This is a genomic window from Pseudomonas sp. WC1, assembly GCF_050586565.1.
Classification (GTDB): Bacteria; Pseudomonadota; Gammaproteobacteria; order Pseudomonadales; family Pseudomonadaceae; genus Aquipseudomonas.
The window spans coordinates 1-26,861 of the sequence record NZ_JBOBDQ010000004.1 but is presented as its reverse complement, the minus strand read 5'-3'; the positions used below and the strand labels follow the sequence as shown (position 1 = coordinate 26,861).

The 26,861-nt window shown below is 64.4% G+C and carries 23 protein-coding genes and 2 pseudogenes; 15 read left to right on the top strand and 10 right to left on the bottom strand.

Features of this window, described 5'->3' with window-relative positions; all coding sequences use genetic code 11:
* Positions 1 to 6 precede the first annotated feature (6 nt).
* Positions 7 to 2,691 carry an antiviral RADAR system adenosine deaminase RdrB gene (rdrB, locus tag ACQ4OD_RS02585; protein ID WP_430943839.1) on the top strand — a complete coding sequence of 895 codons (2,685 nt, stop codon included), beginning with the start codon at positions 7 to 9 and terminating at the stop codon, positions 2,689 to 2,691.
* A 132-nt stretch (positions 2,692 to 2,823) separates the two neighbouring features.
* Here the strand turns inward: rdrB and ACQ4OD_RS02580 are convergent, their stop codons facing one another.
* The 3 genes and pseudogenes from ACQ4OD_RS02580 to ACQ4OD_RS02570 all read right to left on the bottom strand — a co-directional run.
* On the bottom strand, positions 2,824 to 4,506 hold the full coding sequence (locus ACQ4OD_RS02580; RefSeq protein ID WP_430943838.1) for a putative bifunctional diguanylate cyclase/phosphodiesterase: 1,683 nt from the start codon (positions 4,504 to 4,506) through the stop codon (positions 2,824 to 2,826).
* A 12-nt stretch (positions 4,507 to 4,518) separates the two neighbouring features.
* Positions 4,519 to 5,628, bottom strand: a complete 1,110-nt coding sequence (locus tag ACQ4OD_RS02575; RefSeq protein WP_371926904.1) for a methyl-accepting chemotaxis protein — start codon at positions 5,626 to 5,628, stop codon at positions 4,519 to 4,521.
* Positions 5,629 to 5,802: 174 nt separating this feature from the next.
* Positions 5,803 to 6,084 (bottom strand): annotated as a pseudogene (locus ACQ4OD_RS02570) (PAS domain-containing protein); the annotation flags it as partial.
* A gap of 276 nt (positions 6,085 to 6,360) precedes the next feature.
* Between ACQ4OD_RS02570 and ACQ4OD_RS02565 the strand changes: the two are divergent.
* The 4 genes from ACQ4OD_RS02565 (at position 6,361) to ACQ4OD_RS02550 (ending at position 9,676) form a co-directional block, all read left to right on the top strand.
* The gene (locus ACQ4OD_RS02565; protein ID WP_102683225.1) at positions 6,361 to 6,675 is read left to right on the top strand and encodes a helix-turn-helix domain-containing protein; all 315 of its coding nucleotides are present in this window, start codon (positions 6,361 to 6,363) and stop codon (positions 6,673 to 6,675) included.
* Between the two features lie 209 nt (positions 6,676 to 6,884).
* Positions 6,885 to 8,195 (top strand): C4-dicarboxylate transporter DctA, encoded by a 1,311-nt coding sequence (locus ACQ4OD_RS02560; protein WP_139669867.1) that lies wholly within the window; start codon positions 6,885 to 6,887, stop codon positions 8,193 to 8,195.
* Between the two features lie 70 nt (positions 8,196 to 8,265).
* Positions 8,266 to 8,967: a FadR/GntR family transcriptional regulator gene (locus tag ACQ4OD_RS02555; RefSeq protein WP_139669865.1), complete on the top strand. Its 702-nt coding sequence runs from the start codon at positions 8,266 to 8,268 to the stop codon at positions 8,965 to 8,967.
* A gap of 19 nt (positions 8,968 to 8,986) precedes the next feature.
* Positions 8,987 to 9,676: a GntR family transcriptional regulator gene (locus ACQ4OD_RS02550; protein ID WP_430943837.1), complete on the top strand. Its 690-nt coding sequence runs from the start codon at positions 8,987 to 8,989 to the stop codon at positions 9,674 to 9,676.
* A gap of 1 nt (position 9,677) precedes the next feature.
* On the opposite strand, the gene ACQ4OD_RS02545 is transcribed toward ACQ4OD_RS02550, so the two are convergent.
* Complete coding sequence (locus ACQ4OD_RS02545) at positions 9,678 to 10,229, bottom strand: isochorismatase family protein (RefSeq protein WP_430943836.1); 552 nt, start codon at positions 10,227 to 10,229, stop codon at positions 9,678 to 9,680.
* A gap of 87 nt (positions 10,230 to 10,316) precedes the next feature.
* On the opposite strand from ACQ4OD_RS02545, the gene ACQ4OD_RS02540 reads away from it, so the two are divergent.
* Together ACQ4OD_RS02540 and ACQ4OD_RS02535 are read left to right on the top strand one after the other, a co-directional pair.
* Positions 10,317 to 10,760 (top strand): GNAT family N-acetyltransferase, encoded by a 444-nt coding sequence (locus ACQ4OD_RS02540; protein ID WP_430943835.1) that lies wholly within the window; start codon positions 10,317 to 10,319, stop codon positions 10,758 to 10,760.
* 117 nt (positions 10,761 to 10,877) lie between these two features.
* Complete coding sequence (locus ACQ4OD_RS02535; RefSeq protein WP_046854870.1) at positions 10,878 to 11,882, top strand: hypothetical protein; 1,005 nt, start codon at positions 10,878 to 10,880, stop codon at positions 11,880 to 11,882.
* 19 nt (positions 11,883 to 11,901) lie between these two features.
* Here the strand turns inward: ACQ4OD_RS02535 and ACQ4OD_RS02530 are convergent, their stop codons facing one another.
* Positions 11,902 to 12,330, bottom strand: a complete 429-nt coding sequence (locus ACQ4OD_RS02530) for a PACE efflux transporter (RefSeq protein ID WP_102685364.1) — start codon at positions 12,328 to 12,330, stop codon at positions 11,902 to 11,904.
* 100 nt (positions 12,331 to 12,430) lie between these two features.
* Here ACQ4OD_RS02530 and ACQ4OD_RS02525 point away from each other — a divergent pair, with 100 nt between their 5' ends.
* A complete protein-coding gene (locus ACQ4OD_RS02525) occupies positions 12,431 to 13,309 on the top strand; it encodes a LysR family transcriptional regulator (protein WP_198753901.1) in 879 nt (292 codons plus the stop codon).
* A gap of 150 nt (positions 13,310 to 13,459) precedes the next feature.
* Complete coding sequence (gene mcpA, locus ACQ4OD_RS02520; RefSeq protein ID WP_102685362.1) at positions 13,460 to 15,346, top strand: methyl-accepting chemotaxis protein McpA; 1,887 nt, start codon at positions 13,460 to 13,462, stop codon at positions 15,344 to 15,346.
* Positions 15,347 to 15,454: 108 nt separating this feature from the next.
* Here the strand turns inward: mcpA and ACQ4OD_RS02515 are convergent, their stop codons facing one another.
* Entirely contained in the window at positions 15,455 to 15,829 is a 375-nt protein-coding gene (locus tag ACQ4OD_RS02515) for a RidA family protein (RefSeq protein ID WP_430943834.1), read from the bottom strand.
* A 210-nt stretch (positions 15,830 to 16,039) separates the two neighbouring features.
* Between ACQ4OD_RS02515 and ACQ4OD_RS02510 the strand changes: the two genes are divergently transcribed.
* Positions 16,040 to 16,825 carry a sulfite exporter TauE/SafE family protein gene (locus ACQ4OD_RS02510; RefSeq protein WP_110704593.1) on the top strand — a complete coding sequence of 262 codons (786 nt, stop codon included), beginning with the start codon at positions 16,040 to 16,042 and terminating at the stop codon, positions 16,823 to 16,825.
* 158 nt (positions 16,826 to 16,983) lie between these two features.
* Here the strand turns inward: ACQ4OD_RS02510 and ACQ4OD_RS02505 are convergent, their stop codons facing one another.
* Positions 16,984 to 18,027: a DUF1176 domain-containing protein gene (locus ACQ4OD_RS02505; RefSeq protein WP_430943833.1), complete on the bottom strand. Its 1,044-nt coding sequence runs from the start codon at positions 18,025 to 18,027 to the stop codon at positions 16,984 to 16,986.
* 40 nt (positions 18,028 to 18,067) lie between these two features.
* Positions 18,068 to 19,108, bottom strand: coding sequence for a DUF1176 domain-containing protein (locus ACQ4OD_RS02500; RefSeq protein ID WP_139669853.1), 1,041 nt, complete (start codon positions 19,106 to 19,108; stop codon positions 18,068 to 18,070).
* 150 nt (positions 19,109 to 19,258) lie between these two features.
* On the opposite strand from ACQ4OD_RS02500, the gene ACQ4OD_RS02495 reads away from it, so the two are divergent.
* Positions 19,259 to 19,831, top strand: coding sequence for a biliverdin-producing heme oxygenase (locus ACQ4OD_RS02495; RefSeq protein WP_430943832.1), 573 nt, complete (start codon positions 19,259 to 19,261; stop codon positions 19,829 to 19,831).
* A 6-nt stretch (positions 19,832 to 19,837) separates the two neighbouring features.
* Here the strand turns inward: ACQ4OD_RS02495 and ACQ4OD_RS02490 are convergent, their stop codons facing one another.
* The gene (locus ACQ4OD_RS02490) at positions 19,838 to 20,209 is read right to left on the bottom strand and encodes a hypothetical protein (protein ID WP_198753898.1); all 372 of its coding nucleotides are present in this window, start codon (positions 20,207 to 20,209) and stop codon (positions 19,838 to 19,840) included.
* A gap of 239 nt (positions 20,210 to 20,448) precedes the next feature.
* Between ACQ4OD_RS02490 and ACQ4OD_RS02485 the strand changes: the two genes are divergently transcribed.
* The 3 genes and pseudogenes from ACQ4OD_RS02485 to ACQ4OD_RS02475 all read left to right on the top strand — a co-directional run bounded on the left by ACQ4OD_RS02485 (position 20,449) and on the right by ACQ4OD_RS02475 (position 23,341).
* Positions 20,449 to 20,898, top strand: coding sequence for a GNAT family N-acetyltransferase (locus ACQ4OD_RS02485; RefSeq protein ID WP_139669849.1), 450 nt, complete (start codon positions 20,449 to 20,451; stop codon positions 20,896 to 20,898).
* Positions 20,899 to 21,388: 490 nt separating this feature from the next.
* Positions 21,389 to 22,438: pseudogene (locus ACQ4OD_RS02480) on the top strand (cache domain-containing protein); the annotation flags it as partial.
* Positions 22,439 to 22,561: 123 nt separating this feature from the next.
* Positions 22,562 to 23,341 (top strand): methyl-accepting chemotaxis protein, encoded by a 780-nt coding sequence (locus tag ACQ4OD_RS02475; RefSeq protein ID WP_371918347.1) that lies wholly within the window; start codon positions 22,562 to 22,564, stop codon positions 23,339 to 23,341.
* A gap of 95 nt (positions 23,342 to 23,436) precedes the next feature.
* Here the strand turns inward: ACQ4OD_RS02475 and ACQ4OD_RS02470 are convergent, their stop codons facing one another.
* Positions 23,437 to 25,326 (bottom strand): propionyl-CoA synthetase, encoded by a 1,890-nt coding sequence (locus ACQ4OD_RS02470; RefSeq protein WP_430943831.1) that lies wholly within the window; start codon positions 25,324 to 25,326, stop codon positions 23,437 to 23,439.
* A gap of 153 nt (positions 25,327 to 25,479) precedes the next feature.
* Here ACQ4OD_RS02470 and ACQ4OD_RS02465 point away from each other — a divergent pair, with 153 nt between their 5' ends.
* Positions 25,480 to 26,775, top strand: a complete 1,296-nt coding sequence (locus ACQ4OD_RS02465) for a leucine-rich repeat-containing protein kinase family protein (protein WP_430943830.1) — start codon at positions 25,480 to 25,482, stop codon at positions 26,773 to 26,775.
* Positions 26,776 to 26,861 lie beyond the last annotated feature (86 nt).

Below are 26,861 nucleotides of genomic sequence, written 5' to 3'. Positions count from 1 at the left end.
CTCACCATGCTCACGCCATCCCTGCTCGAACTCACCACCGGCGCATTCTTCTCATGCCCGGTCTTCTCCGCACGCCTGAAAAGCGACCTCCTGACCAAGGACCTCGGCCTGCGCATCCGTGAATCCAAGGCGGTCATAGAAGAGTACCGAAGCTGTATCCGCAACGCCGTGGATCAGCGTTACCCTGGGCGCTTCAGGCTCAACGACCTTGCCCGGGCAGCGGAAGAGCTCTGCCCGCTTGACCTCTTCCGCACCCCGCAGCAGAAAGCCCTGGACACCTTGTTCCAGACGTTCTTCCTGTGCAACGGCGACCATATCCACTACCGCCCCGAGTGCCTGACGGACTACGCCCACCTGTGCGCCATGGTCGATCCGACCGTCATCGTCGCCTGGCACCTGGCGCAACGTTTCAGGCAGAACCCGCACCTGTCGGCAGCCGACGCCCAGCGTATCGTGCTGGCCCAGCAACCACTGTTCAGTCCGCCTTCGATCGCCAACAAAGCCTTCGCTGAAGGCCATGTGCACCTGGGCGGTGCGCATTTCGAAGGCATCATCCTGATGAACCAGATCACCCACCAGCCGGGCCTGGAAGCCTTCGCACCGCTGCACCGCCTGTGCCACGGCCTGCTCGGTGAATGGCCGGGGCGTCTGGGTAACGGCACGCCGGACAAGATCCTCAAGCTGTACCAGCGCACCCTGGGCAAGGCGCACCTGACCGACGGGCCGCTGATCCTCAGCTGGCCGGGCTTCAGCACCCTGCAGCCGCCCACCGATGACCGCCGCCACCCGAGCTGGATGAAACTGCAGCTGGCCCAGGCCATAAACGCGGGCGACCTGAGCAAAGCCTGGCTGTGGCTGCTGATCTGGCTGTGGACGCAATACCAGGATGCCGAAGCGCCCACCGTGCTGCGCATGGGCATCTTCTACCTGGTTCTGGCGCTGATGGCCGAACGGCGCAAGCTTTTGATGGACGGCCAGGGTTTGACGCGCTTCACGGCGGTTTATGGCGGGTTCAGCAAAGCCTCCAGGCACAATCCGCAAGAACACCTGCTGACCTACGGACGCGCCTGCGCGCGCCAGTTGTTCCAGAACCCCGAGGATTGCGCGGAACTGAAAATTACCGAAAGCGTCTTCACCAGCGACTTCATGGCCGGCTGGGTCAGCGCCCTCGAACAGCACAACGGCCAGCCGCCGATTGCCCCTCTCAAGCCCGTCAGCGCCCATCAGGCCAAGCACTTCCGCTCACGCATGGAGCGCTGGCACCTGTGCGTACACTTCCTGCGCCGTGAAGAGCACCTGCACAAGCGCGGCAAGATCTGGTCCGATGGCGAGAAGCTCTACCGCAAGCTGCGCGAGCACTCTGGCTGGTCGGCGCCAGCGTTTCTGCACGGCAAGGTCAGCGAGCACTTTCGTTTCGACCCGAGCGCCTGGGTACGCGGCCTGGATGTCGCAGGCGACGAGAACAAGACCCGTAAAGAGCTCTATGCGCCGATGCTGCGCTGGCTGCGTGCCGGCCTGCAGCCGGCCGGCCATGGCGATGGCTTCCAGGGCGGCCTGCACCTGAGCATTCACACCGGCGAGGACTATGCCCACCCGCTGTCGGGCATGCGCCATATCGACGAGACCGTGCACTTTTGCGAGATGCGCCACGGTGACCGCATCGGCCATGCGCTGGCGGTCGGCGTGTCGCCGCTGCAGTGGTGCCAGAACCAGGGCGACATGCTGCTGCCGGTGGACGAGCATCTGGACAACCTGGTGTGGCTCTGGCACCACGCCACGCAACTGGCAGCCTGCGTCCCCCTGGCGAATCAGATCCTGCCGCGGCTGGAGCGCCGTATCGCCCAGTTCGTGCCCCATGTCGCCTGGACCAGCCCTCATTACCTCAATGCGTTCTATCCTCGGCAGGAGCTCGGCAAAGGCCAGGCGCAATCCCAGCCCGAGGAGTCGCGGCGCTACATCAACCCGCACACCCTGCATGAAGCCTGGCGTCTGCGCCGTAACTGTTTCCACATGCTGGAGCAGTATCGCCCTAACGAACCCCTCGACGACAAGATGCGCGCCGCCTTGCCCGACCGGGATATTCTGGGCACGGTCAACTTCCTTAGGCTCAACGGTCAACATAACGACCCAGGCGCCGCGCTGTTGTTCTGGCGCCGCGCCACCCTGCAGACCCACGCCGATTACACACCGCGCATGGTGCATGTGCGCATCCAGCGCCACGCCCTGGTCGAAACCCCGCCGATGCCAGGCGAGCAAGGCCTGCTGCTGGACTACGAGACCCCGGAGGAGCTGGAATTCATGGAGGCGCTGCAGGACCACCTGATCGAATCGTGCGACCAGCGCGGAATCATCTTCGAGACCAATCCCAGTTCGAATGTATACATCGCCCGGATCGGCAAGCACGCCGATCACCCGATCTTCCGCTGGAACCCTCCGGACGAGAGCACGCTGGAGCGCGGCGCGATACACAATCGTTTCGGGCTGCGACGCGGCCCGACCCGGGTCACGATCAACACCGATGATCCTGGCGTGATTCCGACGACCTTGCGCACCGAGTATGCGCTGCTCCAGGAAGCGGCCAAGTCGATGGGCATATCCAGGACCCGAACCGAGGAATGGTTGGAGCGACTGCGGATCTATGCCAATGACCAGTTCCAGCGCAACCATCGGCCGGTGTTCAGGGACCGGTGACATCGCGCAGGGAACAAAGACGCAAGCATCACCAGCGTGGGAACGGGCTTGCCCCGCGATGAGGCCCGACACAGGCCTCTCCTGTGATCGCGGTGCAGGCCCGCTCCAACAGGTTTTCCCACCTGCAGGCCCTCAGCGCCACGCCTGTGGCTGCCGATAGTCAAGCACCCACTGCTCCACCGCCTCCACCGACATCGGCCGGGCGATGCCATAGCCCTGGGCCAGCTCGCAGCCCAACGCCATGAGCGCCATGCCGTGCTCGATGCTTTCCACTCCCTCGGCCACCACCTCCCGACCAAACGCCCGCGCAAGCCCGATCACCGCACCGGTCAGGGCCAGGTCGTCATGGTCATGCAGGATGTCGCGCACGAAGGACTTGTCGATCTTGATGGTCTGCGCCGGTAAGCGCTTGAGGTAGCTCAGCGAGGAGTAGCCAGTGCCGAAGTCATCCAGGGAGAAACGCACGCCCAGTGCTCGGCAGGCATCCAGGCAGCGGCCGACTCGCGGCAGGTTGTCGATTGCCACCGACTCGACGATCTCCAGGTCCAGGCGCCCTGGCGACACTCCGGGATGGCGCGCCAGCAACCGCTCCAGCCGTTGGGCGAAGTCGCCGCGCTGCAACTGGCGGGCGGCGATGTTGACGCTCAGTGACCAATCGCGCCCGGACAGCTGCCACTGCTGCAGCTGGGTCAACGCCTGGTCGATGACCCATTCGCCCAGCTCGACGATCAGGTCGGTCTGCTCCACGAAGGGCAGGAACTCCCCCGGCGGCACCGGCCCCTTGGAGGGGTGCATCCAGCGCAGCAACGCCTCGAAACCGATCACCTGACCGCTGCGCATGTTCACCTTCGGCTGGTAGTACAGGCACAGCTCACCCTGGCGCAGGGCCTGGCGCACCCGTGCCACGGTCTGGTGGGTGGCCTTGAGCTCGAGCTCCTGGGACACGTCGAACAGGTGGTAGCGGTTGCGCCCGCGCTGCTTGGCCACGTACATCGCCTGGTCGGCGTGGCGCACCAGGGTGTCGGCATCCTCGTCGTCCTGCGGGAACAGGGTGACGCCGATGCTCGCGCTCAGGCTCAACGGGTGCTCGCGAACCGTGTAAGGCGCAGCCAGCGCCTGGAGGATGCGCCGTAACGCAGCGTCGAGCTGCTGCGGGCCTTCGATATGCCGCAGGATCAGCACGAACTCGTCCCCCGACAGCCGCGCCACCGCATCACCGCCACGCAGGATGTTCTGCAGGCGCTGGGCGACCTCCACCAGCAGCAGGTCGCCAGTGGCATGGCCATAGCCATCGTTGACCGCCTTGAAGCCATCGAGGTCGAGCATGCAGACAGCCAGGGGGATGCTTTCGCGCCGGGAGAACGCCAGGGCCTGGTTGAGCAGGTCGGACAGATAGGCACGGTTGGGCAGGCCGGTCAGCACGTCGTGCCCCACACGCCACTGCAGGGTGTGCAGCAACTGGCGCTTCTCGGTGACGTCGAAGCGGATCGACACGTACTTGCGCACCTTACCGGTGTGCGGGTCAATCAGCGGCACCATGGTGCTGTCCACCCAGTACAGCGAGCCGTCCTTGGCACGGTTGCAGATCTCGCCCTTCCACACCCGACCAGCGGCCAGGGCGCGCCACATCTCGAGGAAGAAGGTCGGTTCGTGCAGCCCGGAATTGAGGATGCGGTGGTTGGCCCCCAGCAGTTCCTCGCGGCTGTAGCCGGAAATGCTACAGAACTGCTGGTTGACGTAGGTGATGCAACCGCGCAGGTCGGTTTCGGAAAAGATCGCGGCCGCATCGACGGCCGCGCGGTAATTGTCGTCCATAAGCATCGCAACCTAGCGGTTGAAGCGCTCCACCAAGGCACGCAACCCAGCGCACACCTGCTCGAGCTCCGCGCCACGCACGGCAGCGGCATTGGCGCGGCGCGCGCTCTGCTGGACCGTGCCAGCCACCCCGTTGATCTGCCGCGAGACATCCTCGGCGACACTGGATTGCTCGTGCGAGGCTGCGGCCATCTGCTGGCTCATATCGCTGATGCGCTGCACGGCGTGGCGGATGCCTTGCAAAGCTTCCTGGGTCAGGGCGACCTGGGTCACACCCTGTTGCGCACCCTCGATACCCTCGCTGGCGATGCTCACCGCCTGCTCGGCGCCACCGCGCAAACTGTCGATGATCGACTGGATATGCAGCGTGGATTGGCGGGTCTTGTCGGCCAGGGCACGTACTTCATCGGCGACCACCGCAAAGCCGCGGCCCTGCTCGCCGGCACGGGCGGCTTCGATGGCGGCGTTGAGCGCCAGCAGGTTGGTCTGCTCGGCGATGGCACGGATCATCCCGGCCGCCTCGGCGATGGCACCGGTCTGACCGGCGAGGTCGTTGACCGCCTGGTTGATCTGCCCGACCGTGCCGGCCAGGCTCTGGATCGCCGCCCCCGTGGCGTCGGCCACCTGGCTGCCCTGCCCGGCCAGCAGGTGCGCGGTCTGCGCCTGCTCGGCGGTGAGTTGCACGTGGCCCGCGACTTCGCCGATCGAGGCGGCCATCTGAGTCATGGCGGTGGCGGTCAGGTCGGTCTCGGCGCGCTGTTCGAGTAACGCCGATTCGGTGCTGCGCGATAGTCGCCCGGCATCCTGGGCGGCGCCGGCCATCTGCGCGGCGAGGTCGCTCAGGCGAGTCAGCGCGGTCTTCAGGCGCGCCTCCTCGCTGATCAGGATCAGCTCCAGCTGCCCGGCAGCGCCCGGCAGATCACTGTAGGTCAAGGCCGCGACCGGGTCGCTGAAGGTGCTGTCCGCCACCTGGACGATACGCCGCAAGTGGCGCCTCATGCGGCTTTGCGCCCACAGGCCGACGCCAGCGAACAGCGCCAGGGTCAAGCCTTGGGCAGGCAGGTCGGGCAGCAGCTGGTTGCCGGCGATGGCCGCGGCTCCGGCCAGCAGTGGCAGCGCCATGGCCCGGCCCAGCAAGGCCAGGCGCCGGGCCGGCGACAGCGCCGCCTTGCTCTCGCGCAACCGGGCATACACAGCTTCGGCACGGGCCACCTGCTCACGGGTCGGGCGCACGCGCACCGACTCGTAGCCGATCACCTGGCCATTCTCGAGCATCGGTGTGACGTAGGCGTTGACCCAATAGAAGTTGCCGTTACGGCAGCGGTTCTTGACGATACCCATCCAGCTGCGGCCGGCCTTGAGGTACTGCCACATCAGCTCGAACACCGCCTCGGGCATGTCTGGATGGCGTACCAGGTTGTGCGGGCTGCCGATCAGCTCGTCCTGGCTGAAGCCGCTGATGGCCGCGAACTCGGCGTTGCAGTAGGTGATCAGGCTGGCCGTATCGGTGGCCGAAATGAGCCGCTGGTGCTCGGGAAAGCTTTGCTCGACCGGATTGACCGGCAGGTTCTGACGCACGATGAGACTCCATTCATACACGGCCCGACACGCGGCCTGACAGGAGGCCAGGGGTGCCGGAACCGTTCATCCTGGATCAGTTCCAATGTCCGACAACGCTTGCACACGGGCCGGTGGATGACCGGATCGCCCTGGACGACTACTTGAATGACTGATCAATCAAAGCAACGAATTCTACGAATTCCATCACATTTTGCAAATAAAGGTGATGGATCATGGCGTTGCGCTATATCGACATATATCGTTAAGTGCTTGATTCTAAATGGGAATTAAGCGATGACGAGAACAGGTCTAGGTCCTGCCCTGCGCCGCTACCGCAAACTGGCAGGCTTCACTCAGGCACAACTGGGCGAGCGAACCGGCTTTGACCCCAAGACCATCAGCCGCTTCGAAACCGGCACCTACACCCCCAGCATCGAGTCGTTGGTGAGCTTTGCCGAGGCGCTGGGGGTCAAGCCAAAAGCGTTTTTCACCGACCCCGATGACGTCGAAGAACAACGCGCCTACCTATTCGGCGTCATCCACAACGCCCCCCCCAAGGACCTCGGCAAGCTGATCGCCGCCGTCGATCAGGTGCTCGCCAAACTGTGAAATCCCCCGCGCACCATGCTAGAGCAGACTGCCCGTCAGTGCACCACAACTGGTCAGACCGGTAAGGCCAAAAAACCTTGCATTGTCGGAACAATCGGCGTTTTATAGCCCTCGCAGTGAACAAACCGGTAAGACCACAATAATTAAGTCCTGCACTCTTTCGCTCCGTGTGGCTTGGGGGGCAAGGACACCGACCAGAGACTCCTCCCATGCTCAAATGGTGTTCGCGTTCGATTTTCCTCCAGGTTGTGCTCGGCCTCGCCCTCGGCGTGATCTGCGGCCTGAGCTTCCCCGACCTGTCCCTGCAACTCAAACCCCTGGGTGACGGCTTCATCAAGCTGATCAAGATGCTCATCGGCCTGATCGTGTTCTGCGTGGTGGTCAGCGGCATTTCCGGCGCCGGCGACCTGAAGAAGGTCGGGCGCATCGGCCTGAAGTCGGTGATCTACTTCGAGGTGCTGACCACTCTGGCCTTGGTCATCGGCCTGGTGTTCGCCTTCTCCACCGGCATCGGCAGCGGCGCCAACATCCACCTCGACCAGCTGTCCAGCGCGGATGCCGGCGCCCTGGCCGACCGTGGCGCGCATATCCACAGCACCACCACCTTCCTCATGGACCTGATCCCCACTTCGGTGGTGGGCGCCTTCGCCGACAACAACATCCTCCAGGTGCTGCTGTTCTCGGTATTGTTCGGCAGCGCGCTGAACCTGGTCGGTGAGTCGGCCTCGGGCATTTCGCGGCTGATCAACGAGCTCAGCCATGTAATCTTCCGCATCATGGGCATGATCGTGCGCCTGGCCCCCATCGGCGTGTTCGGCGCCATCGCCTTCACCACCAGCAAATACGGCCTGAGCTCGCTGCAGCACCTGGGCGGCCTGGTGGCACTGTTCTACCTGACCTGCGCCGGCTTCGTGCTGATCATCCTCGGCACGGTGATGCGTCTGTCCGGGCTCAAGCTGCTGCCGTTCATCAAATACCTGCGCGAAGAACTGTCCATCGTCCTCGGCACTGCCTCCTCTGACGCCGTGCTGCCCCAGGTGATGCGCAAGCTCGAGCACCTCGGTATCGGCAGCTCCACCGTCGGCCTGGTGATCCCCACGGGCTACTCGTTCAACCTCGATGGTTTCTCAATCTACCTGACCCTGGCCATCGTGTTCATCGCCAACGCCACCGGCACGCCGCTGGCCATGACCGACCTGCTGACCATTCTTCTGGTGTCGCTGGTGACTTCCAAGGGCGCCCACGGCATCCCAGGGTCGGCCCTGGTGATCCTCGCCGCCACCCTGACCGCGGTCCCGGCGATCCCGGTGGTCGGCCTGGTGCTGGTGCTGGCAGTCGACTGGTTCATGGGTATCGGCCGGGCGCTGACCAACCTGATCGGCAACTGCGTCGCCACCGTGGCCATCGCCCGCTGGGAGAAGGACATCGACCTGGAACGCGCCAACAATGTGCTGGCCAACAAACCCGGCTTCGCCCCGGTCACCCGCAAGCAGGGCCAACCCCATCAACAGGAATTCTAAGCCCAAGGCCGCCGGCGCCCCGCGCCGGCCCGCCAAGGGCAAAGATGCAGCGTCAACCAAGGAGCGAACCGTGATCAGCTCTTCGACCGTAGTCAATTCAGTGGTGGAGAAACTCCGCCAGGCCCTGGCCCGTGGCCAGTGGCGCAGCGGTGACATGCTGCCCGGCCAGCGCGAGCTGGCCGAACAGCTGGGCATCAGCCGGCCCAGCCTGCGCGAGGCGGTGATCGTGCTGGAAACCCTGGGCCTGGTGCGCTCGATGCCGGGCAAGGGCGTGCTGGTGCTCGATGCCGACGCCAGCCAGGCGCAAGAGCCGGACACCATCGCCGAGGCCAGCCTGGCCGACGTGCTCGAGCTGCGCTACACCCTTGAGCCTTTCATTGCCGGCCTGGTGGCGCAATCGGCCGGCAGCCAGGACATCGGCCAGTTGCGCCTGACCCTGATGGACATGCGCGAAGCCCTCGACGTCGGCGACAGCGAGGCTGGCATCAATGCCTACATCGCCTTCCACGAGGCGCTGTTCGCGCTGACCACCAACCCGATCTTCCAGAGCGTCGTGCAGCAGACCGGCAACGCCCTCAAGCAGAGCGCCGACATGCTGCGCAACTCGCCCGAGCACCTGGCCGCGCGCCTGAGCGAGAACGAGGCGGTGGTGCGCGCCATCCGCGAGCGCAACAGCGCCAAGGCCAGCCAGCAGATGCGCCAGCACATCCTCGCCGAAGGCCGGCGTATGGGCATCGCCCTGAACATCCCGGACGACCAACCAGGCAACTGAACAAAGAAGGAGAGCGACAATGACCGCCTTTGCCCAAGCCGTCCCCCGCCTGCCTGCCCTGCTCGGTGCCGGCGAGACCCGCCTGTCGGCGGAACAAATCTATCCCCGGCTGTTCGATGCCATCCTCGAACAACGCCTGCCACCCGGCAGCGCCCTGCCCGAGCAGGCGCTGGGCAATGCTTTCGGCGTCAGCCGCACAGTGATCCGCCGGGTGCTCGGGCGCCTGTCCGACCAGCAGGTGGTAGTGCAGCGCCCCAGCCACACCGCGCACCTGGCCGCCCCCGACCCTGAACAGGCGCGCCAGGTGCTCAGCGCCCGGCGCCTGGCCGAGACCACGCTGATCGGCCTGGCCACCCAGCGCGCGCGCCCGGCACAGATCCGCCAACTACGCCAACTGGTCGAACGCGAACGCCAGCACCATGAACGCGGCGAACGCTGCACGGCCATTCGCCTGGGCGGCGAGTTCCACATGAAGCTGGCGCAGATGGCCGCCAACGCGCCGCTGGCGCGTTTTCTCAATGGCCTGGTACCCATGACTTCGCTGATCATCGCCCGCTACGAAGCGCCCTGCTGCGAGCACTGCGCCTGGCAGGAACATGCGGCGATCATCGACGCGGTGGAAAACGGCGACGGCCAGGCAGCGCTGGGCCTGATGCATGAACATCTGGACCGCCTCGAGGCCAAACTCGATCTGGATCAGGCCGGCTGAATCAAGCGAACGCCACGGCCTCGACGCCGGGCAGGATCTGCACTTCGTCCCCCAGCGACCACTCCGCCGCCCGGGCTGCCAGGGCGGCGGGCACACCCGGCGAGCCGCCAGGGCCTGGGGGCACGTCGTAGGTGGCGTGGGCATCGTGGGGCAGCAACACATCGAAGCCCCTTTGCAGCGCGGCATGGGCAGTGGCAGCCAGGCACATTTCCGAGAGCACGCCACACAGGGCCAGGCGCCGGGCCCCGAGGTCGTTGAGCAGGGTTTGCAAAGCGGTTTCGAGAAAGCCATCGTCCTCGGTCTTGAACAGCACGTGCTCGCCCCGCGCAGGCGGAAAATACAGCTGCCAGCCGGCACTGTGCGGGGCATCCGGGCTGCCCGGCGCACCGTCGTTCTGCAGGAAGATCACCGGCACCCCGGCCTGGCGGGCGCGGCCAAGCAAACGGGCGATGCTCTGCTGCAAGGCCAGGTGGCCAGGCACCGCATCGGCGCCCTCCATGAAAGCGCACTGCACATCCACCAGCAGCAAGGCGTCGGCCTTGGCAACATTCATCAGCGGCTCTCCCGTTCGCGGACGCAATGCCGAGCATAGCGCAATGCCGTACCCTAAAACCGATTACCAAAATGCCTGGGAGGGCCTATGAACTTCACTATCGCGCCAGTCGGCGCGCAACACTACGATCGGCTGGCCGATCTGTGGGAAGCCTCGGTGCGGGCGACCCACGACTTCCTGCCCGCGGGCTACATCGAGCGCCTGCGCCCGCTGGTGCGCGAGCAGTACCTGGGTTTTGTCCAGCTGCGTGCCTGGGCGGACGGCGCCGGCCATATACAGGGGTTTGCCGGGGTGCATGATGGCAAGCTGGAAATGCTCTTCGTCGACCCGGCCTGCCGTGGCCAAGGCATCGGCAAAGCCTTGCTGGCCCACGTGGTCGATGAGCTGGGCGTACGAGAAGTCGATGTCAACGAACAGAACCCACAGGCCGTGGGGTTCTACCTCAAGCAGGGCTTCGTCCAGGTCGGACGCAGCGAGGTGGATGGACAAGGCGATCCGTTCCTGTTGCTGCACCTGAAACGGGTGGGCTGACGCGCTCGCCGTGGAAGCGGGCTTGCCCCGCGATGAGACCCTCAAGACAAACCTATACTTCGGTTAATCACCCAGCCTCTCGCCAAGGGGGCAATCCGCGTGAAATCGATCCTCGCGATGGTTCCACTCTGCCTCTTGCTGGCCCTCGCCGGCTGCGCCGGCAAACGCCCACCCGCCCCGCCCCCGCCGCAGAACCTGCCACCGGCCGTCTGGCAGCGCATCGACCAGGACATCATCGAGGCCTCGGTCGCCGCTGCGGGCTCGGCCAACGACTACGCCCGGCGTTCCATGCGCGTGTGGAAGGAGCAAGTGCAGCAACGCACCGAGAACGACTTCATCCCCTGGTTCACCGGTTACTGGACCCAGCAGTGGCTCACGCTCAAGGTCGCCTGGTACAAGATGAACAGTGGCAATGGCCAGGAGCCAGCTGAAAAGCGCCTGGGCCTTTATCTGCAGGAACAGTACCGCGAACGGGTCATCGACCCGGTGGCCGAACAGATCAACCCCGAGGGCATTCGCGACCGCGCCAGCGAACTGTACCTGCAACTGCTCGGCCAGCAACTGCCGACCATCATCCAGCGCTACAACGCCCCGCCCGAGCAGTTCAGCCAGCGCCTCAACCGCATCCCGATCATCGCCCTGGGCCCGCCGGATGCACGCAATGCCTCGCTTTACCAACTGCTGCGGGCCAAGTCGCTGGACCAACAGCTGGCCTGGCAGTCCCTGCGCCAGCACCTGCACCAACAGGCCGCCAAGGCCCCCGGGCAGACCGAGGCAGGATTGTCGTCGGTGGCCACCCAGGCCAGCGAGAAACTTGGCGCCACACTGGCGCCACGCGGTGCCGCCAGTGCCATCGCGGCGGCCGTGGGCAAGGCGGCAGGGGCGTTGATCTCGGTGGCGGCAACCGGCTACGGCATCATCACCCACGACCGTGAACAGCCGCAGATGGTCGAGCAACTGCGGGTGATCCTCAATGTGGCGCTGAACCAGGAATGGCAGGAGCTGATGGAGAATCGCCAGAGCGGCGCCATGGCCGGGGTGTATTACCTGTCGGGGCAGGTGGAGGACAGCTTGCTCGGGAGCCGGTCACAGGAACCGTTGCTGATTCGCCTGCCGCCATGACCCCGCGCAGGTGGCACGTTCAGGCAGTCGCCAGGGCCGAAGTCGGCAGCCCGAAGATGCGGTCGAACGCCCAGTTGTAGACGAAGGTGTAGCACGGCACCAGGATGATGAATGCCAGATCCACCATCAACGCCTCCAGAAGGGTCATGTTAAGCCACCAGGCGATCAGCGGGATCAGGTACACCACCAGGGTCAGCTGGAAGCCGATGGCATGCGCCACCCGCCGCCCGAGGCTGCGCCCGCGGGTGGCCTGGTGGCTCTCCCACCACTCGAACAGGCTGTTGTAGATGAGGTTCCAGGCCATGGCGATGGTGGTGATCATCACTGCCAGGGGGCCGGTGTGCGAAGCCTGGGTGTCGGACAGGTAGGCCAGGCCCAGGGTCGACATGCACAGGCCAATCAGTTCATAGAAGGTCACGTAGACCAGTTTGCGTTTGAGTCCTTGCACGGGATTACCTTGTTGCGGATATGACGAAGGCGCGCAGAATGCATCAACAGGCTTGACAGAAAAAGTCGGCAGCTTTCAGATTTGCTGAAAGGAGACTGCCATGAACTTTTCCAGCGATACCATCCTGCTGTTCCTCGCCGTACTCGACCGCGGCTCGTTCTCGGCTGCCGCGCGAGCGCTAGGGCGCGTACCCTCGGCGGTGAGCATGGCCATCGGCAACCTCGAGGCCGAGCTTGGCTACCCGCTGTTCGAGCGAGGGTCGCGGGAGGCACGCCCGACCGCCCAGGCCCAGGCCCTGGAGCCCCATGCCCGGCTGATCGCCGAACAACTGGGGCTGTTGGAAGTGCATGCGCTGGAGCTGTCGCGTGGGCTGGAAAGCAGCCTGGCCATCGCCGTGGTGCCGGATATCGACCAGCGCCCGTTGCTCGGGGCCATCACCCGCCTGGGCGAGCGCTACCCGCTGCTGGATATCGAACTGCTCGCCGCCCCGCAGGAAGAGGCCCTGCAACTGCTCGACAGTGGCCGGGTGCGCCTGTGCCTGGCCTTCGCCGGGCTGCAGGTGGACCCGCGACGCAGCTTCCAGCACATCGCCCTGGAATCGCTGGTGGCCACCCTGTCGCCACGCCACCCCGCGCTGCGCGAGGGGCGCATCCGCAACCTCGAAGACCTGGTCAACCTGCGCCAGATCCTGGTGTGCAGCCGCGACCTGCCATTGAGCGATCCCCGCTCGCTGATCGGCACCTCGCACTGGCGCACCGACAGCCTGGACCTGGCCCTGCAGATGGTCGAGGCCGGCCTGGGCTGGGGCGACCTGCCGCTGGCGCGGGTAGCGCCGCTGCTTGCGGACGGACGCCTGGTCCGCCTGCAATTTCAGAATACCCGCAACGAATTGCAACTGCCGGTGAACGCCTTCTGGCTCAAACACCAACCCCTCGGCCAGGCGGCCAGGACGTTGGTGAGCCTGTTGGCTTCGAAATGATTTGTCACCTTGGCAGGTCGATTCGGCCAACTACTGCGACATTTAGTCTTTCAACATTTTTCAGATTCGGCCGATAGCGTTGCAACAGGCTCCGCCACTCGTGCCACAAGCACGCGGCGCCCTCCTTTCACTGGCTCAAGGTCTCGAAACATGAACCTGAAATTCCGCCACAAGATCCTGCTCAGTGCCTGCGCCGTCGTTGTACTGGCCTTCGCCCTGTTCACCCTCTACAACGACTACCTGCAACGCAACACCATTCGCCAGAACATCGAGTCTTCGGTGCGCCAGGCCGGCGCGCAGACCGCCAGCAGCGTGCAGAACTGGATGAGCGGGCGCATCCTGGTCCTGGAAAACCTGGCCCAGGACATCGCCCAGCAAGGCGCCGGCAGCAACGTGCCGGGCCTGGTCGACCAGCCGTCGTACACCAGCAACTTCCAGTTCACCTATTTTGGCCAGAACACCGGCCTGTTCACCCAGCGCCCCGACGCCAGGATGCCTGACGGCTACGACCCGCGCCAGCGCCCCTGGTACACCCAGGCCGTGGCCGCCAACCAGACAATGCTGACCCCGCCCTACATGGCCGCAGTGGGTGGCCTGGTGGTGACCATCGCCATGCCGGTCAAGGCCAAGTCCAGCGGCGAGCTGATCGGCGTGGTCGGCGGCGACCTGAGCCTGAACACCCTGGTCGACATCATCAACGCCGTGGACTTCGGCGGCCTTGGCCACGCTTTCCTGGTCGACCGCAATGGCCAGGTAATCGTCAGCCCGGACAAGGACCGGGTGATGAAGAACCTCAAAGACATCTACCCAGGCTCGCCGCTGCGTGTCGAATCCGGCATCCAGGAAGTCAGCCTCGATGGCAAGGACCGCATCATCTCCTTCGCTCCGGTGGACGGCCTGCCATCGGCGCAGTGGTACATCGGCCTGTCGATCGATAAAGAAAAAGCCTACGCCCCGCTGAGCCAGTTCCGTACCTCGGCCATCATCGCCATGCTCATCGCCGTGGCCGTCATCGCCGGCCTGCTCGGCCTGCTGATCCCGGTGCTGATGCGCCCGCTGACCACCATGGGCCGCGCCATGCAGGACATCGCCGAAGGCGAAGGCGACCTGACCCGCCGCCTGACCGTCGAGCAGAAGGACGAGTTCGGCGAGCTGGCCACCTCGTTCAACCGTTTCGTCGAGCGTATCCACGCCTCGATCAGCGAAGTGTCCTCGGCCACCCGCCTGGTGCATGACCTGTCGGAAAAGGTCGTGGTCGCCTCCAATGCCTCGCTCACCGGCTCCGAAGAGCAGAGCATGCGCACCAACAGTGTCGCCGCGGCGATCAACGAACTGGGCGCCGCCACCCAGGAAATCGCCCGCAACGCCGCCGACGCCTCGCAGCACGCCAGCGGCGCCAGCGAACAGGCCAACGGTGGCCGCCAGGTGGTCGAAGAGGCGATCAGCGCCATGACCGCCCTGTCCGAGCGCATCAGCGAGTCCTGCGAGCAGATTGAGACCCTCAACGCCAGCACCGACGAAATCGGCAAGATCCTCGACGTGATCAAGGGCATCTCCCAGCAGACCAACCTGCTGGCGCTCAACGCCGCCATCGAGGCCGCCCGTGCCGGTGAAGCCGGGCGTGGTTTCGCCGTGGTTGCCGACGAAGTGCGCAACCTGGCCCACCGCACCCAGGAATCGGCAGAAGAGATCCACCGCATGATCACCAGCCTGCAGGTCGGCTCGCGTGAGGCGGTGCACACCATGAACACCAGCCAGGTCTCCAGCGAAGAGACCGTTCAGGTGGCCAACGAGGCCGGTGAGCGCCTGGCCAGTGTCACCCAGCGTATCGGCGAGATCGACGGCATGAACCAATCGGTGGCCACCGCCACCGAAGAGCAGACCGCCGTGGTCGAGAGCCTGAACCTGGACATCACCCAGATCAACGCGCTGAACCAGCAAGGGGTGGAGAACCTCAACGACACCCTGCGCCACTGCGACGCCCTGAGCCAGCAGGCCGGGCGCCTGAAGCAACTGGTGGGCAGCTTCCGCATCTGACCTGCCGCCCGCTCCTGTGCGTGTGCAGGAGCGGGCTCACCCCACGATCACGATCTTCGATCACATCGGCGAATGCGCAGGCGCGCTTCAGCTACTCGCCAAAGCCCCTCACTCACCAACGAACGCCTGCACCTCGATCTCCACATCGACCCCCAATGCCAGCGCCGATGCCACCGTCGAACGCACCGGCAGCGCCGCGCCAAAGAACTCTTTGTAGACCTCGTTGAAGCCGGCGAAATGGCTCATGTCCGACAGCCAGACCGTGCATTTCACCACCTGTTCGAAACGCGCCCCACTCACTGCCAAACTCTCGGCGATACGTTCGCAGGCTGCCCGGGTCTGTGTCTGGATATCACCGCGTACCACCTCGCCACTGGCGCTCATCGGCACCTGACCGGACAGGAACAGGAAGCCCCCGGCCTTCACTGCACGGGAAAATGGAAACGGCAGGTTGCTGGGAAAACGCTGGATGTCATTGCTCATGGAACGCTCCTTTCATGGTTTGGCTGAACCGTGCCTGGGACAGTCGAGCAGACTAGCACCCGGCATACCCACGCTCATTAACCGTGGATTCTCAGGAGCGTACCGCCACAGCGTGGTTATAACCTAATAACGAACAAGTCTATTTGGCTATAAAAAAATCTATATGCTGGCACTCATCCGATCACGGGCAAGCTGGGCGTCGAGTAGCGTATGGATGTAGGTTCTTTCGGTTTCACCCTTGCGGGCCTGATCGTAGGCTTCATCGTCGGCATGACCGGCGTCGGCGGCGGTTCGCTGATGACCCCGATCCTACTGTGGTTCGGCATCAACCCGGCCACCGCCGTGGGCACCGACCTGCTCTATGCCGCCATCACCAAAGCCAGCGGCGTCTGGGTGCATGGCCGCAACAAGAACATCGACTGGAAGATCACCGGCTGGTTGAGCCTGGGCAGCGTCCCGGCCGCCGCGCTGACCCTGTGGTTCCTCAGCACCCTGCACACCGACACCTCGGCGCTCAACGCCATCATCAAGCAGGGCCTGGCGGTGGTGCTGATCCTCACCGCCCTGGCGATCCTGTTCAAATCGCGCCTGCAGGCCTTCGCCAGCAAGCATGCCGGTGACCACTACCACCTCAGTGACCGTACCCTGAACATCCTCACCGTGATCACCGGCGTGGTACTGGGCGTGATGGTCACCCTCACCTCCATCGGCGCCGGAGCGCTGGGCACCGTGGCGCTGTTCCTGCTCTACCCGTTCCTGGTCACCCGCCGCCTGGTCGGCACCGAGATCGCCCACGCCGTGCCGCTGACTCTGGTGGCCGGCCTGGGTCATGCCGGCATGGGCAACATGGACTGGTCACTGCTGGGCTACCTGCTGCTGGGTTCGTTGCCGGGGATCTACCTGGGCAGCCACCTGACCGGGCGTATTTCCGACCGCGTGCTGCGGCCTTGCCTGGCGACCATGCTGCTATTGATCGGCTACAAGCTGGCGTTCTGAGCCACACCTCACTGATAGAGGGCGCTACGCGCCCATCGCCGGCAAGCCGGCTCCCACAGGTACTGCGCATGATTTGCAGCCAACGCTGAACTGTGGGAGCCGGCTTGCCGGCGATGCGGCGCGTCAGCGGCGCCTATGGGCACTCGGCTCGCCTCGACCTACTCCTGCGCACGCCATAGCACCGGCCAGAACTGCGGTTTCACATACCCGCAGCGATCGAGCCGGGCCACGCGCTCGGGGCGCATGCGCTCACCGTCGTAACGCCACTGCTGGATCAGCCCGCAACCACGTTCTACCTGGCTTTTGTCAGCGGCAAACAATTGACCGCTCTGCGCATCGAACGCTACATAGCCACTCAGACGCGGCGCCAGCAACGGCGTCGGCGCCTCGAAGGCCATTTCGCTGATCTGGTAGGGTGCGGTGCGGGACACCCGATACAGGTAATTGGCGCAGAACTCGCCACTGCACCCCACGTTGAGAATGACCAGGACATTGGCTGCGTCCAGCGGGTGCACCTCGTAATGGCTGTTGCTCATGCCTCGCACATCGCCTTCGACATTCGCCTGGCCTTTTACCACCCTGCCGATTTCATGGGCCTGCTCGTCGCTCATGCGCGGCGCGGCAACGAACTGTGGCAGCACCACGGTATCGGGAGCGCCAGGCACATCGGCAGCGGGCGCATCTCCCACTTTCACCAGGGCATCGGCATGCCCGACCCGGCCCTGCACTGCATCAATGGCCAACAGCGCGCCATTGAGCCCATGCAAGGACGCAACCAGCTCGCCATCCTCGGTCAACGAACTCAGGCGTGTACCGTTGCGCAACCGGCGTATGAGCGCCAGCGCCTCATCGTCCTTCAGCAGCAGGTCGAAGTCGTATTCAAGCTGGATGCGCTGCCAGTTGGCCGACAGTGCCTGCCCATCGAGCAGCACCTGTTCCGCAAACGCCGGGCCCACGCGCAGGGTCAGTTCGAGCGCACCCTGTGGCCCCGCCTCGCGCCTTATGATGGTCTGCAGGCCGGCCATCAGGTCGTCGTCGATGGCCATTACCACGGTGCAGGCACGGGTGTTGTCGCAGCCAACCGCCCAGTCCTCGATCTGCCGGTACATCGGCACCGCTTCGAGCGGTGCCTGGGCGCTCTCGGCCTGCACGACCGATGGCGTCATGAGCGTCAGCAGCAATGCCGCACGCGGGTGTTTCATCCATTGCCATGGCGTTATCCCTGAAGTGCGCTTCACGCGTTCAACCTTCACTGCGCCAGAGTACCGGCCAACTGTCGGTGCCCACTTCCGCACAGCGATCCATCCGTGACAGCCTGAGCAAGCGCATGCGCATGCCATCGTAGCGCCAGCTTTCCTCCACCCCGCAACTGCCGGGGTAGTCGTCCTTGGCATAGCTGTGAAGCTCGCCTTTGCCAGGGTAGAACTCGATGGCGTCGCGCATCCGGCTGATCACCACCGGGCTCGATGGCGCCTCGAACTCCAGCGGCCCAAGGGTGTAAGGCGCTTCACGCGACACCTTGTACAGCGCGTAGAGGCAATGGAAGTCGTTGCAGTTGTAGCTGAGCAATGCCAGCGCATGCTGGTCGTCCAGGGCATGCAGCTCAAGCTTGGGAGCGACATCGTATTCGTTCTTCAACTGGTCCTCGGCGGCCGCCTTGGCCATCACCACTTGGGTGATGCCCGCTTGCTCCTGCGCGCCAAGGGCCGTAGCTGCCACAAAGGCCGGCACCTGGGGTTTGGCCGGAGTTGGCAACTGCACATCGGCAACGCTGTCGCCGGGGCGTATCAGCGCACTGTAGTGGCCGATTCGGCCCTGCACCGCATCCATCAGCAGCAAGGCGGCGCTCAGCCCCTGCAGCGAACTCACCCGCTCCCCTGGCCGGGTGTCGTCCACCAGGCGCTGGCCATTGCGCAATTGCCGCAACACGGCATAGGCATCGGCGCCCTCCAGTTCCAGGGTGGTCTCGACACCGCGGGTCATGCGCCAGGGGGCGACCAGCAGTTGGCCGTCGAGCATGGGCTCGCCCGACCAGTCGGTACTCCCTACCAAGGTCAGGTGCAGGTTGCCCCAGGCGCCCGCCTCACGCTGCACCAGCATGCCCACTCGCATCCGCTCCGGATGATCGGCCAGGACCGCGGTGCAGAAGCGCGTGTTGTCGCAGCCAACAATCCAGTCCTTGATCTCCCGGTATACCGGCACCGGCTCTGGTTCCGCCGCGGCGGCCAGGCCCGGCAGCAACGCCAGCCCCAGGGCCAGCCAGTTCCATGTTGTTGCGCGCATCGTGCTGCATTCCTGTCTTGGCTGTGAAAGCCTCGTTCCAGAGGCGGCACAATGATTCCACAGTTCAAGGGCCAGGTGCGCAAAATCGGCAGTGGTGATTGCGCCACCTGATCTGGCAGTATCGAATGCCCTAACACCAGAGCCGCCGTCATGTCCGCTACCGTCAGCCCGTTGCTGCTTGCCCTGCGCGAAGGTACCCGCGCCTGCCACCAGAGGCTGGAAGCGCGGCTGCCTTTCTTCAGCGAGGGCTTCGACCGCGCGGCCTACGCCGACCTGCTCGGGGCCTACCATGGCTTTCATGCGCCGCTGGATTTACTGCTGGGCGCCTACCAGAGCGCCGAACGCCACAAGACGCCCACCCTGTCACGCGACCTGGGCGCCCTGGCCATCGATATCGAAGCGCTGCCCTGGTGCCGCGCCCTGCCTCGCATCGATGACGAAGCCAGCGCGCTTGGGGTGATGTATGTACTGGAAGGCTCCACGCTCGGTGGCCAGGTGCTCAAGCGGGCCATGGCCGAACGCCTGGGTATCGACGCCGACAACGGTGGCGCGTTCCTCGACGTCTACGGCCCGCTGACCGGCGCACGCTGGCGCAGCTTCCTCGAGCGGCTGGCTGCCGCCACCCCGGAGCCGACCGCCCAGGCCCGGACGGTAGAAGCCGCTGTAGACACCTTCATCTGCTTCGAACAGTGGCTCGAAGAACGACAGGTGCTGGCCTGCTGAACTCCCTCACCGACGGCACTGGTGCAATAGCGACGTTACCAGTGGCGTCATCCCGATGGCCACCACGCACAAGCCACCGCACAACAACGCAAATCCCAGTGCCCGCAACGGGTGCAAGGTATTGAAGAACGCCAGCACCAGCAGCACCAGCAACAGCGCCAACCAGTAGCGAACTGCCGCCCTTGGAATGGCCACCATCAACAGGTTGAAGAGCACGAAGGCGTAGAACACCAGCATCGTCGCCAAGCCGACGCTGACACCTCGCGCCATCGGCGGGCCGACATGCTGCCGGTAGAGATCGAAGCCAAGGCTCAAGATAAAGGGAAAAGCCACACACACCAGTGCGTGCAGCAGGAAGCGGGAAAGCAGCGGCAACATTCGTCCTTGATCCTGGAGTCGGCCAAAGGTTGCGCATGGCCGTGAGTGAGGAAAGCGGATGCTAATGCCCTGAATAGACGCCAGCAAGCCGCAGCCCCATTGGTCGGCAAACACTCGTGACAAAGACCTGCTTTTCCCGCTTTGCGGCACGCAGCAGAATCCCTACGTCTGTGTTTCATGAATCCTGCAGGATCGCCCCCACAGCAAAGGCGCTAGACAACCTGATAGCGAGCCCCGACATGAACGTCATTGCCTGTGACCTGCACCACCTGGACGCCACCGCGGACCTCTTCAACCAGTACCGGATGTTCTACCAGGAGGCGGATGACCTCCCCGCTTCCCGTGCATTCCTCAAGGCCAACCTCGAAACCGACAACTCACGGATCTACCTGCTGCTGGACGACGAGGGTCAGGCCATCGCCTTTGCCCAGCTGTACCCGGCCACTTGCTCGCTGGCGATGAAGCGCTTCTATTGGCTGTATGACCTGTTCGTCGTCCCCCGTGCCCGCAGGGGCGGTCATGCCCGTTACCTGATGCAGCAACTGATCGGGATCTTCCAGGCCGAGGGCGCGCAGCGGTTGAGCCTGGACACCGCCAGGAGCAACCTTGCCGCCCAGGCGCTGTATGAATCGCTGGGGTATGAGGCCGAGCAAGAATTCGTGACCTATCACAAGGTGCTCGATCACTGAAGGTAGCCATGGGAGCTTTCGATATCCGCTTTCGCTCAGCGCGAGGGAGGCAGCTATACGCGGGTGTGCAAGACCGTGGAGTAGGAACCCGGCTGGCCCGAAGGCCTCCCACGTATAGCCGCCATTGAGCGACTTGGACCAAATCCTCGGGCTTGCACACCCGGTCGTTGAATTGGCAACGACAGGGCGAGATTAGGGAATGCGGCTGGCCAGAACAACAGCTGAAAGGCCGTGAAAGCATGGTTGGGAAACGTCCTACATGAAATAGGGAAAGTCTTAGTAATCGTCCTGAATCAACAGCTCAGACCTCTTTGTGGGGCAAACCCGCTCCTACGCATCTTTGCTACTTTCCCGCCAAGTCAGGACAATTTCTGAATTTTCTGTACACGAAACATCTACTAAAGGTTTATATTCCGCCCGCCGAAACAGAAAAGGTAGCAAGTGGCCACCACCCTAGCGAAGCGGCCATGTACACCCTTCACACTCACGGATGGGCGTCACGATGAAAATAAAAAACAAACTGATCCTGGCCTTCGTACTGGTAGCCTTTATCCCGGTCGCCTTGGTTGGCGGGATTTCGGTGCTGAACATCCGCAGCGAGGCGGTCGATCAGTTCCTCGACGGCAGTACCCGGGAAATTCGCCAGATCGACGGCAACATGCGCCAGTTCTTTGATGGCACGCTGCAGAACGTCGATCAGATGGCCAAGGATCCTGTATACACCTCGGTCACCTCGCTCAAGGACTACACCGGCGCCGATGCCGCCAGCCAACCGATGCCCGAGGCTGCGCAACGGGTCATCGACGCCTTCGCCCGCTACGGCACCACTCACCCGGCAGCGGCAATCCTTTCAATCGGCCTGGAAGACGGCAGCTACGCCAAATGGCCGGATGACCCACAGCTGGCCAAGTACGACCCGCGCACCCGCCCCTGGTACAAGGCCGCCATGGCCAGCCCGGACAAGACGGTGCGCACCGCCGCGTACTACTACGACAAGGACGACGTGGCCCTGGTCGGCACCGCCCGCGCGCTGCTCGACGCGGCCGGCAAGGCCAAGGGCGTGTTCGTGGTCAGCGTGTCGCTGAAGAACCTCACCGAGCTGGTCAAGAGCATCAAGCTGGGCGACAGCGGCTACGTGATGCTGATCGAGGACGGCACCGTGCTGGTCGACCCGCGCAACGCCGGGCACAGCTTCAAGCAGCTCAAGGACCTCGGCGCGCCGTACGCGGCGTTGGCCGCCACCGAGCAAGGCGCCACCGAGGTGGTGATCGATGGCGTGCGCTACATGGCAAATGTATGGACATCTCCAGGCCTGGGCTGGCGCTTCGTCGGGCTGATCGAGTACGACGAGGTCATGGCCGCGGCCACACGCATGACCTATGTCACGGCGGTGATCGTGGTGCTGCTGGCGCTGATCTTCGCCGGGGTGGCGGCAGCGTTCTCGCGGGTGATCGTCAAGCCCATCGGCCAGGTGAGCACCGGCCTGCAGTCGATCGCCGAGGGTGAAGGCGACCTGCGCCGCGACCTGCAGGTCCAGGGCAAGGATGAAACCGCCGAGCTGGCCGGCTGGTTCAACAAGTTCCTCGCCGCCATCCGCCAGCTGATCCAGCGCATCGGCGCGGCCTCGACCAACCTGCACGAAGCCTCGCGCAGCAACAGCGAGATGGCCGGTAACATGAACGAGGCCGCCGGGCGTCAGCGCGAGGCGGTGGAGCTGGTGTCCACTGCGTTCAACGAGATGGTCGCCACCGCCAACGAAGTGGCGCGTTCATGCAGCAGCGCCGCAGATGCCGCCGAACATGGGCACCGGCGGGTGGCCGAGGGCAAGCAGCAGATCGAGGCGACCACCGACAACGTCAATCGTCTGGGTCGGCGCCTGAGCGAGTCGTCCCAAGCCATGGTCGAGTTGGAAGAAGGCAGCCGCAGCATCAACCAGATCCTCGGCACCATCCGCGCCATCGCCGAGCAGACCAACCTGCTGGCGCTCAACGCCGCGATCGAGGCCGCCCGGGCCGGCGACCAGGGCCGTGGTTTCGCGGTGGTGGCCGACGAGGTACGGGCACTGGCCAAGCGCACCGCCGATTCCACCGGCGAGATCGACCAATTGCTCAACACCCTCGGCGGCAAGACCCATGAGGTCTCGCAAAAGATGGAAAGCTGCCTGGACCTGTCGCGGGCCAGCGTGACGTCAATCGAAAGCGCGCGTGACAGTTTCGAGGGTATCCAGCTGTCGGTGAACGAGATCCGCGACCAGAACCTGCAGATCTCGGCGGCCGCCGAGGAGCAGCACAGCGTCGCCGAGGAGATCAACCGGCACATCCAGCAGATCTACGACGAGGCACGACTGGTAGAGGGGCTGGCCAGCTCTGCACAGGCCGACTCTGGCAGGCTGGCACAGTTGTCGGATGAGCTGAACGGGTTGGTGGGGCGCTTCAAGTCGTAAGGCATCCAGCAGCTGGGGCCGCCAGGCGGCCCTTTTGCCGCGGTTCGTCGCCACGACAAGCCGACTCCTCACAGGCAATGCTGCCCGCGATGGCGTCAGCCCGCCCTGGGCAAGTCGGCCAACACCCCTTCAATCTCCCCTAGTACCGCCGGATCATCCAGCGTCGATGGCGCCGTGTAGGCCTGGCCATCGGCGATCTTGCGCAGCACCGCACGCAGGATCTTGCCAGAGCGGGTCTTGGGCAGGCGCTTGACCAGGCGCACGCGGTTGAAGCAGGCCAGTGCGCCGATCTGTTCGCGCACATCCGCCACCAACTCGCCCTGCAGTTGCGCCTCGCCAATGCCCTGCCCGTCCTTGAGCACCACCAGCGCCAATGGCACCTGGCCTTTGATCTCGTCGTGCACACCAATCACCGCGCACTCGGCCACCGCCGGATGACGCGCCACCAGGTCCTCCATTTCCCCGGTCGACAAGCGATGCCCCGAGACATTGATCACGTCATCGGTGCGCCCCATGATGTAGACGAAGCCGTCTTCATCCAGGTAGCCGCCGTCGCCGGTGTGGTAGTAACCGGGGTAGCTCTGCAGGTAGGCCTGCAGGTAGCGTTGGTGATCGCCCCAGAGCGTCTGGCTGCAACCCGGTGGCAATGGCAGGGCGATCACGATAGCGCCCTGTTGATTGGGCCCCAACGGCTTGCCTTCGTCATCCAGCACCTGCACGTGGTACCCCGGCACCGCCCGGTTGCTCGAGCCCGGCCGCGCTGCGCTGCCTTCGAGCCCGACACAGGGCGCAGTCACCGGCCAGCCGGTCTCGGTCTGCCACCAATGGTCGTGCACCGGCTTGCCGCTGACCCGCTCGAGCCATTCATGGGTACTGGAGTCGAGTTTCTCCCCGGCCAGGAACAGCTGGCGCAACGAATCGAGATTGTGACGGCGGATCAGCGCGCCTTCCGGATCTTCCTTGCGGATGGCGCGCATGGCGGTGGGCGCGCAGAACAAGCCATTGACCTTATATTGTTCCACCACCCGCCAGTAGGCCGAGGCGTCCGGCGTGCGGATCGGCTTGCCCTCGTAGAACACCGTGGTGCACCCGCTCATCAGTGGCCCGTACACGATCAGCGAATGGCCCACCACCCAGCCGACGTCCGAGATCCCCCACCATACATCCCCAGCCCGCATGCCGTAGACATGACGCATGGCATAACACAACGCCACTGCGTTGCCGCCATTTTCGCGGACGATACCCTTGGGTTTGCCGGTGGTGCCGGAGGTGTACATGATGTACAGCGGATCGCCGGCGTCCAGCTCAACGGGGGCGACCGGCGCGGCCCCGAGCAAGGCCTGCTGCCAGTCCAGATCACGCCCGGGCTGCAGTTCGGCGCTCGCCTGCGGGCGCTGCAACACCAGCACATGCCGCGGTTGGTGGCGAGCCAGCTGCAGGGCGCGATCGACCAGCGGCTTGTACTCGATCACGCGGTCGAACTCCAGGCCGCAGGAAGCCGTCAGCAGCAGGGCCGGCCGGGCATCGTCGATGCGCAGGGCCAGCTCGTTCGCGGCGAAGCCGCCGAATACTACGGAATGCACCGCACCAATGCGGGCGCAGGCGAGCATGGCCATGGCGGCCTGGGGCACCATCGGCATGTAGATGATCACGCCATCGCCCTTGCGCACCCCCAACGAACGCAACAGACCCGCCAAGCAAGCCACTTCATCACGCAGCTGGTGATAGGTGAATGTCTGTTGCACGCCAGTCACTGGCGAGTCGTAGATCAGCGCCAGTTGTTCACCGCGCCCCTGCTCGATCTGATGGTCAAGGGCCAGGTAGCAACTGTTGAGGCGGCCGTCGGCGAACCAACGGTGGGTACCATCGGCGTTCTGCTGCAAGGTTACGGTCGGCTTGCGCTGCCAGGCGAGCTGCTCGGCCTGGGCCTGCCAGAAGCTGGCGGGGTCGGAGATGGAATGGGCGTAACTGTGCTGATAGGTCATTGGTTCGCAACCCGGTACTTGTTGTTATTGAAGGGCGAACCCTGAGTATGGACCGAGGCCGGCGGCCCGCCATCGGACTTAAGTCGCAACCCATATGCAGATTTGCCGCACCCGAGCGCCTACAATGGCCAGCCACGTCTAGCGAACAGTCCCATGCACACCCTCGAAGACCTGCGTGCCGGTCGCCTGCACGGCATCACACGCCTGAATCTCTGCCAGAACCTGACCCATTTTCCCAGGGAGATCTTCGCACTTGGCGACAGCCTCGAAGTGCTCGACCTGAGCGGCAACAGGCTGAGCGAACTGCCCGAGGACCTGCACCGCCTGAACCGGCTCAAGGTGCTGTTCTGCTCCAACAATCAGTTCACCCACCTGCCCCACGCCATTGGCAGCTGCCAGGCCCTGGAAACCGTAGGCTTCAGAAGCAACCGCATCAGCCGGGTCGATGCCCAGGCCCTGCCACCTTCGCTACGCTCACTGGTGCTCACCGACAACGTATTGGAGCAGCTGCCCGAGGCACTGGGGGACTGCGCACACCTGCAAAAGCTCATGCTTGCCGGCAATCGCCTCACCGATCTGCCGGCAAGCCTGGCGCACTGCCACCGCCTGGAACTGCTGCGCATCGCCAGCAACCGCCTGGGCGCCCTACCCGACTGGTTGCTGCTCATGCCACGCCTGGCCTGGCTGGCCTATGCGGACAATCCATTGCCCTATGGCTTTGTTGCACCTGCCACCGATGGCCATTGCCCCGCCCTGCACTGGCACGACATCCAACTGGAAGAAGAGCTCGGCCGTGGTGCCTCAGGGGTGATTCACCGCGCCCACTGGCGCGGCCAGGAAGCACCGGTTGCGGTCAAGCTGTACAAGGGCGCGATCACCAGCGACGGTTCGCCACTGGCGGAGATGAGCGCCTGTATCGCCGCCGGCCACCATCCACAGCTGGTGCGCCTGGCTGGGCGCATTGACGATCACCCAGATCAACTGCCCGCCCTGGTGATGCAACTGATCGACGCGCACTGGTCGAACCTGGGCGGCCCGCCTAGCCTCGACAGCTGCACCCGCGACCGCTATCCAGCCGACCGCCAGTTGACCAAGCCGGCTCTGCGTCGCCTTGTCAGCGGTATTGCCTCGGTCTGTGCCCACCTGCATGGGCATGGCTTGAGCCATGGTGATCTGTATGCCCACAACATCCTGTTCGACGATAATGGCCAGTGCCTGCTGGGCGACTTCGGTGCCGCCTCGTTCCACCCTCAGGGGCAAAGTCTTGCGGCATCGGCACTCGAACGACTGGAAACGAGGGCGTTTGGCATTCTTGTCGAGGAATTGCTGGCGTGTTGCGACGAGCAGGACACATCACTGAAGCAACTTGCTGAGCGCTGCCAGCAGGCCGACGTATTGGCCCGTCCTGCCTTCAATGAGTTGGTGGCGCTGCTTGGCGAGCGCCACTGACGCAGTGATGAAGCCTGGCCTGAACATTCGTGGGAGCGGCGTTCCGATACGCCCGCTCCCACGCCAGATTTCTTTACCACGGAAGA

Bases quoted from the DNA above. Each gene is read 5' to 3' on its own strand.
- rdrB (WP_430943839.1), top strand. From the start codon at position 7: ATGCTCACGCCATCCCTGCTCGAACTCACCACCGGCGCATTCTTCTCA.
- ACQ4OD_RS02580 (WP_430943838.1), bottom strand. From the start codon at position 4,506: ATGGACGACAATTACCGCGCGGCCGTCGATGCGGCCGCGATCTTTTCC.
- ACQ4OD_RS02575 (WP_371926904.1), bottom strand. From the start codon at position 5,628: ATGGCGCTGCCACTGCTGGCCGGAGCCGCGGCCATCGCCGGCAACCAG.
- ACQ4OD_RS02565 (WP_102683225.1), top strand. From the start codon at position 6,361: ATGACGAGAACAGGTCTAGGTCCTGCCCTGCGCCGCTACCGCAAACTG.
- ACQ4OD_RS02560 (WP_139669867.1), top strand. From the start codon at position 6,885: ATGCTCAAATGGTGTTCGCGTTCGATTTTCCTCCAGGTTGTGCTCGGC.
- ACQ4OD_RS02550 (WP_430943837.1), top strand. From the start codon at position 8,987: ATGACCGCCTTTGCCCAAGCCGTCCCCCGCCTGCCTGCCCTGCTCGGT.
- ACQ4OD_RS02545 (WP_430943836.1), bottom strand. From the start codon at position 10,229: ATGAATGTTGCCAAGGCCGACGCCTTGCTGCTGGTGGATGTGCAGTGC.
- ACQ4OD_RS02540 (WP_430943835.1), top strand. From the start codon at position 10,317: ATGAACTTCACTATCGCGCCAGTCGGCGCGCAACACTACGATCGGCTG.
- ACQ4OD_RS02535 (WP_046854870.1), top strand. From the start codon at position 10,878: ATGGTTCCACTCTGCCTCTTGCTGGCCCTCGCCGGCTGCGCCGGCAAA.
- ACQ4OD_RS02525 (WP_198753901.1), top strand. From the start codon at position 12,431: ATGAACTTTTCCAGCGATACCATCCTGCTGTTCCTCGCCGTACTCGAC.
- mcpA (WP_102685362.1), top strand. From the start codon at position 13,460: ATGAACCTGAAATTCCGCCACAAGATCCTGCTCAGTGCCTGCGCCGTC.
- ACQ4OD_RS02515 (WP_430943834.1), bottom strand. From the start codon at position 15,829: ATGAGCAATGACATCCAGCGTTTTCCCAGCAACCTGCCGTTTCCATTT.
- ACQ4OD_RS02510 (WP_110704593.1), top strand. From the start codon at position 16,040: ATGGATGTAGGTTCTTTCGGTTTCACCCTTGCGGGCCTGATCGTAGGC.
- ACQ4OD_RS02505 (WP_430943833.1), bottom strand. From the start codon at position 18,027: ATGAAACACCCGCGTGCGGCATTGCTGCTGACGCTCATGACGCCATCG.
- ACQ4OD_RS02500 (WP_139669853.1), bottom strand. From the start codon at position 19,108: ATGCGCGCAACAACATGGAACTGGCTGGCCCTGGGGCTGGCGTTGCTG.
- ACQ4OD_RS02495 (WP_430943832.1), top strand. From the start codon at position 19,259: ATGTCCGCTACCGTCAGCCCGTTGCTGCTTGCCCTGCGCGAAGGTACC.
- ACQ4OD_RS02490 (WP_198753898.1), bottom strand. From the start codon at position 20,209: ATGTTGCCGCTGCTTTCCCGCTTCCTGCTGCACGCACTGGTGTGTGTG.
- ACQ4OD_RS02485 (WP_139669849.1), top strand. From the start codon at position 20,449: ATGAACGTCATTGCCTGTGACCTGCACCACCTGGACGCCACCGCGGAC.
- ACQ4OD_RS02475 (WP_371918347.1), top strand. From the start codon at position 22,562: ATGGCCGGTAACATGAACGAGGCCGCCGGGCGTCAGCGCGAGGCGGTG.
- ACQ4OD_RS02470 (WP_430943831.1), bottom strand. From the start codon at position 25,326: ATGACCTATCAGCACAGTTACGCCCATTCCATCTCCGACCCCGCCAGC.
- ACQ4OD_RS02465 (WP_430943830.1), top strand. From the start codon at position 25,480: ATGCACACCCTCGAAGACCTGCGTGCCGGTCGCCTGCACGGCATCACA.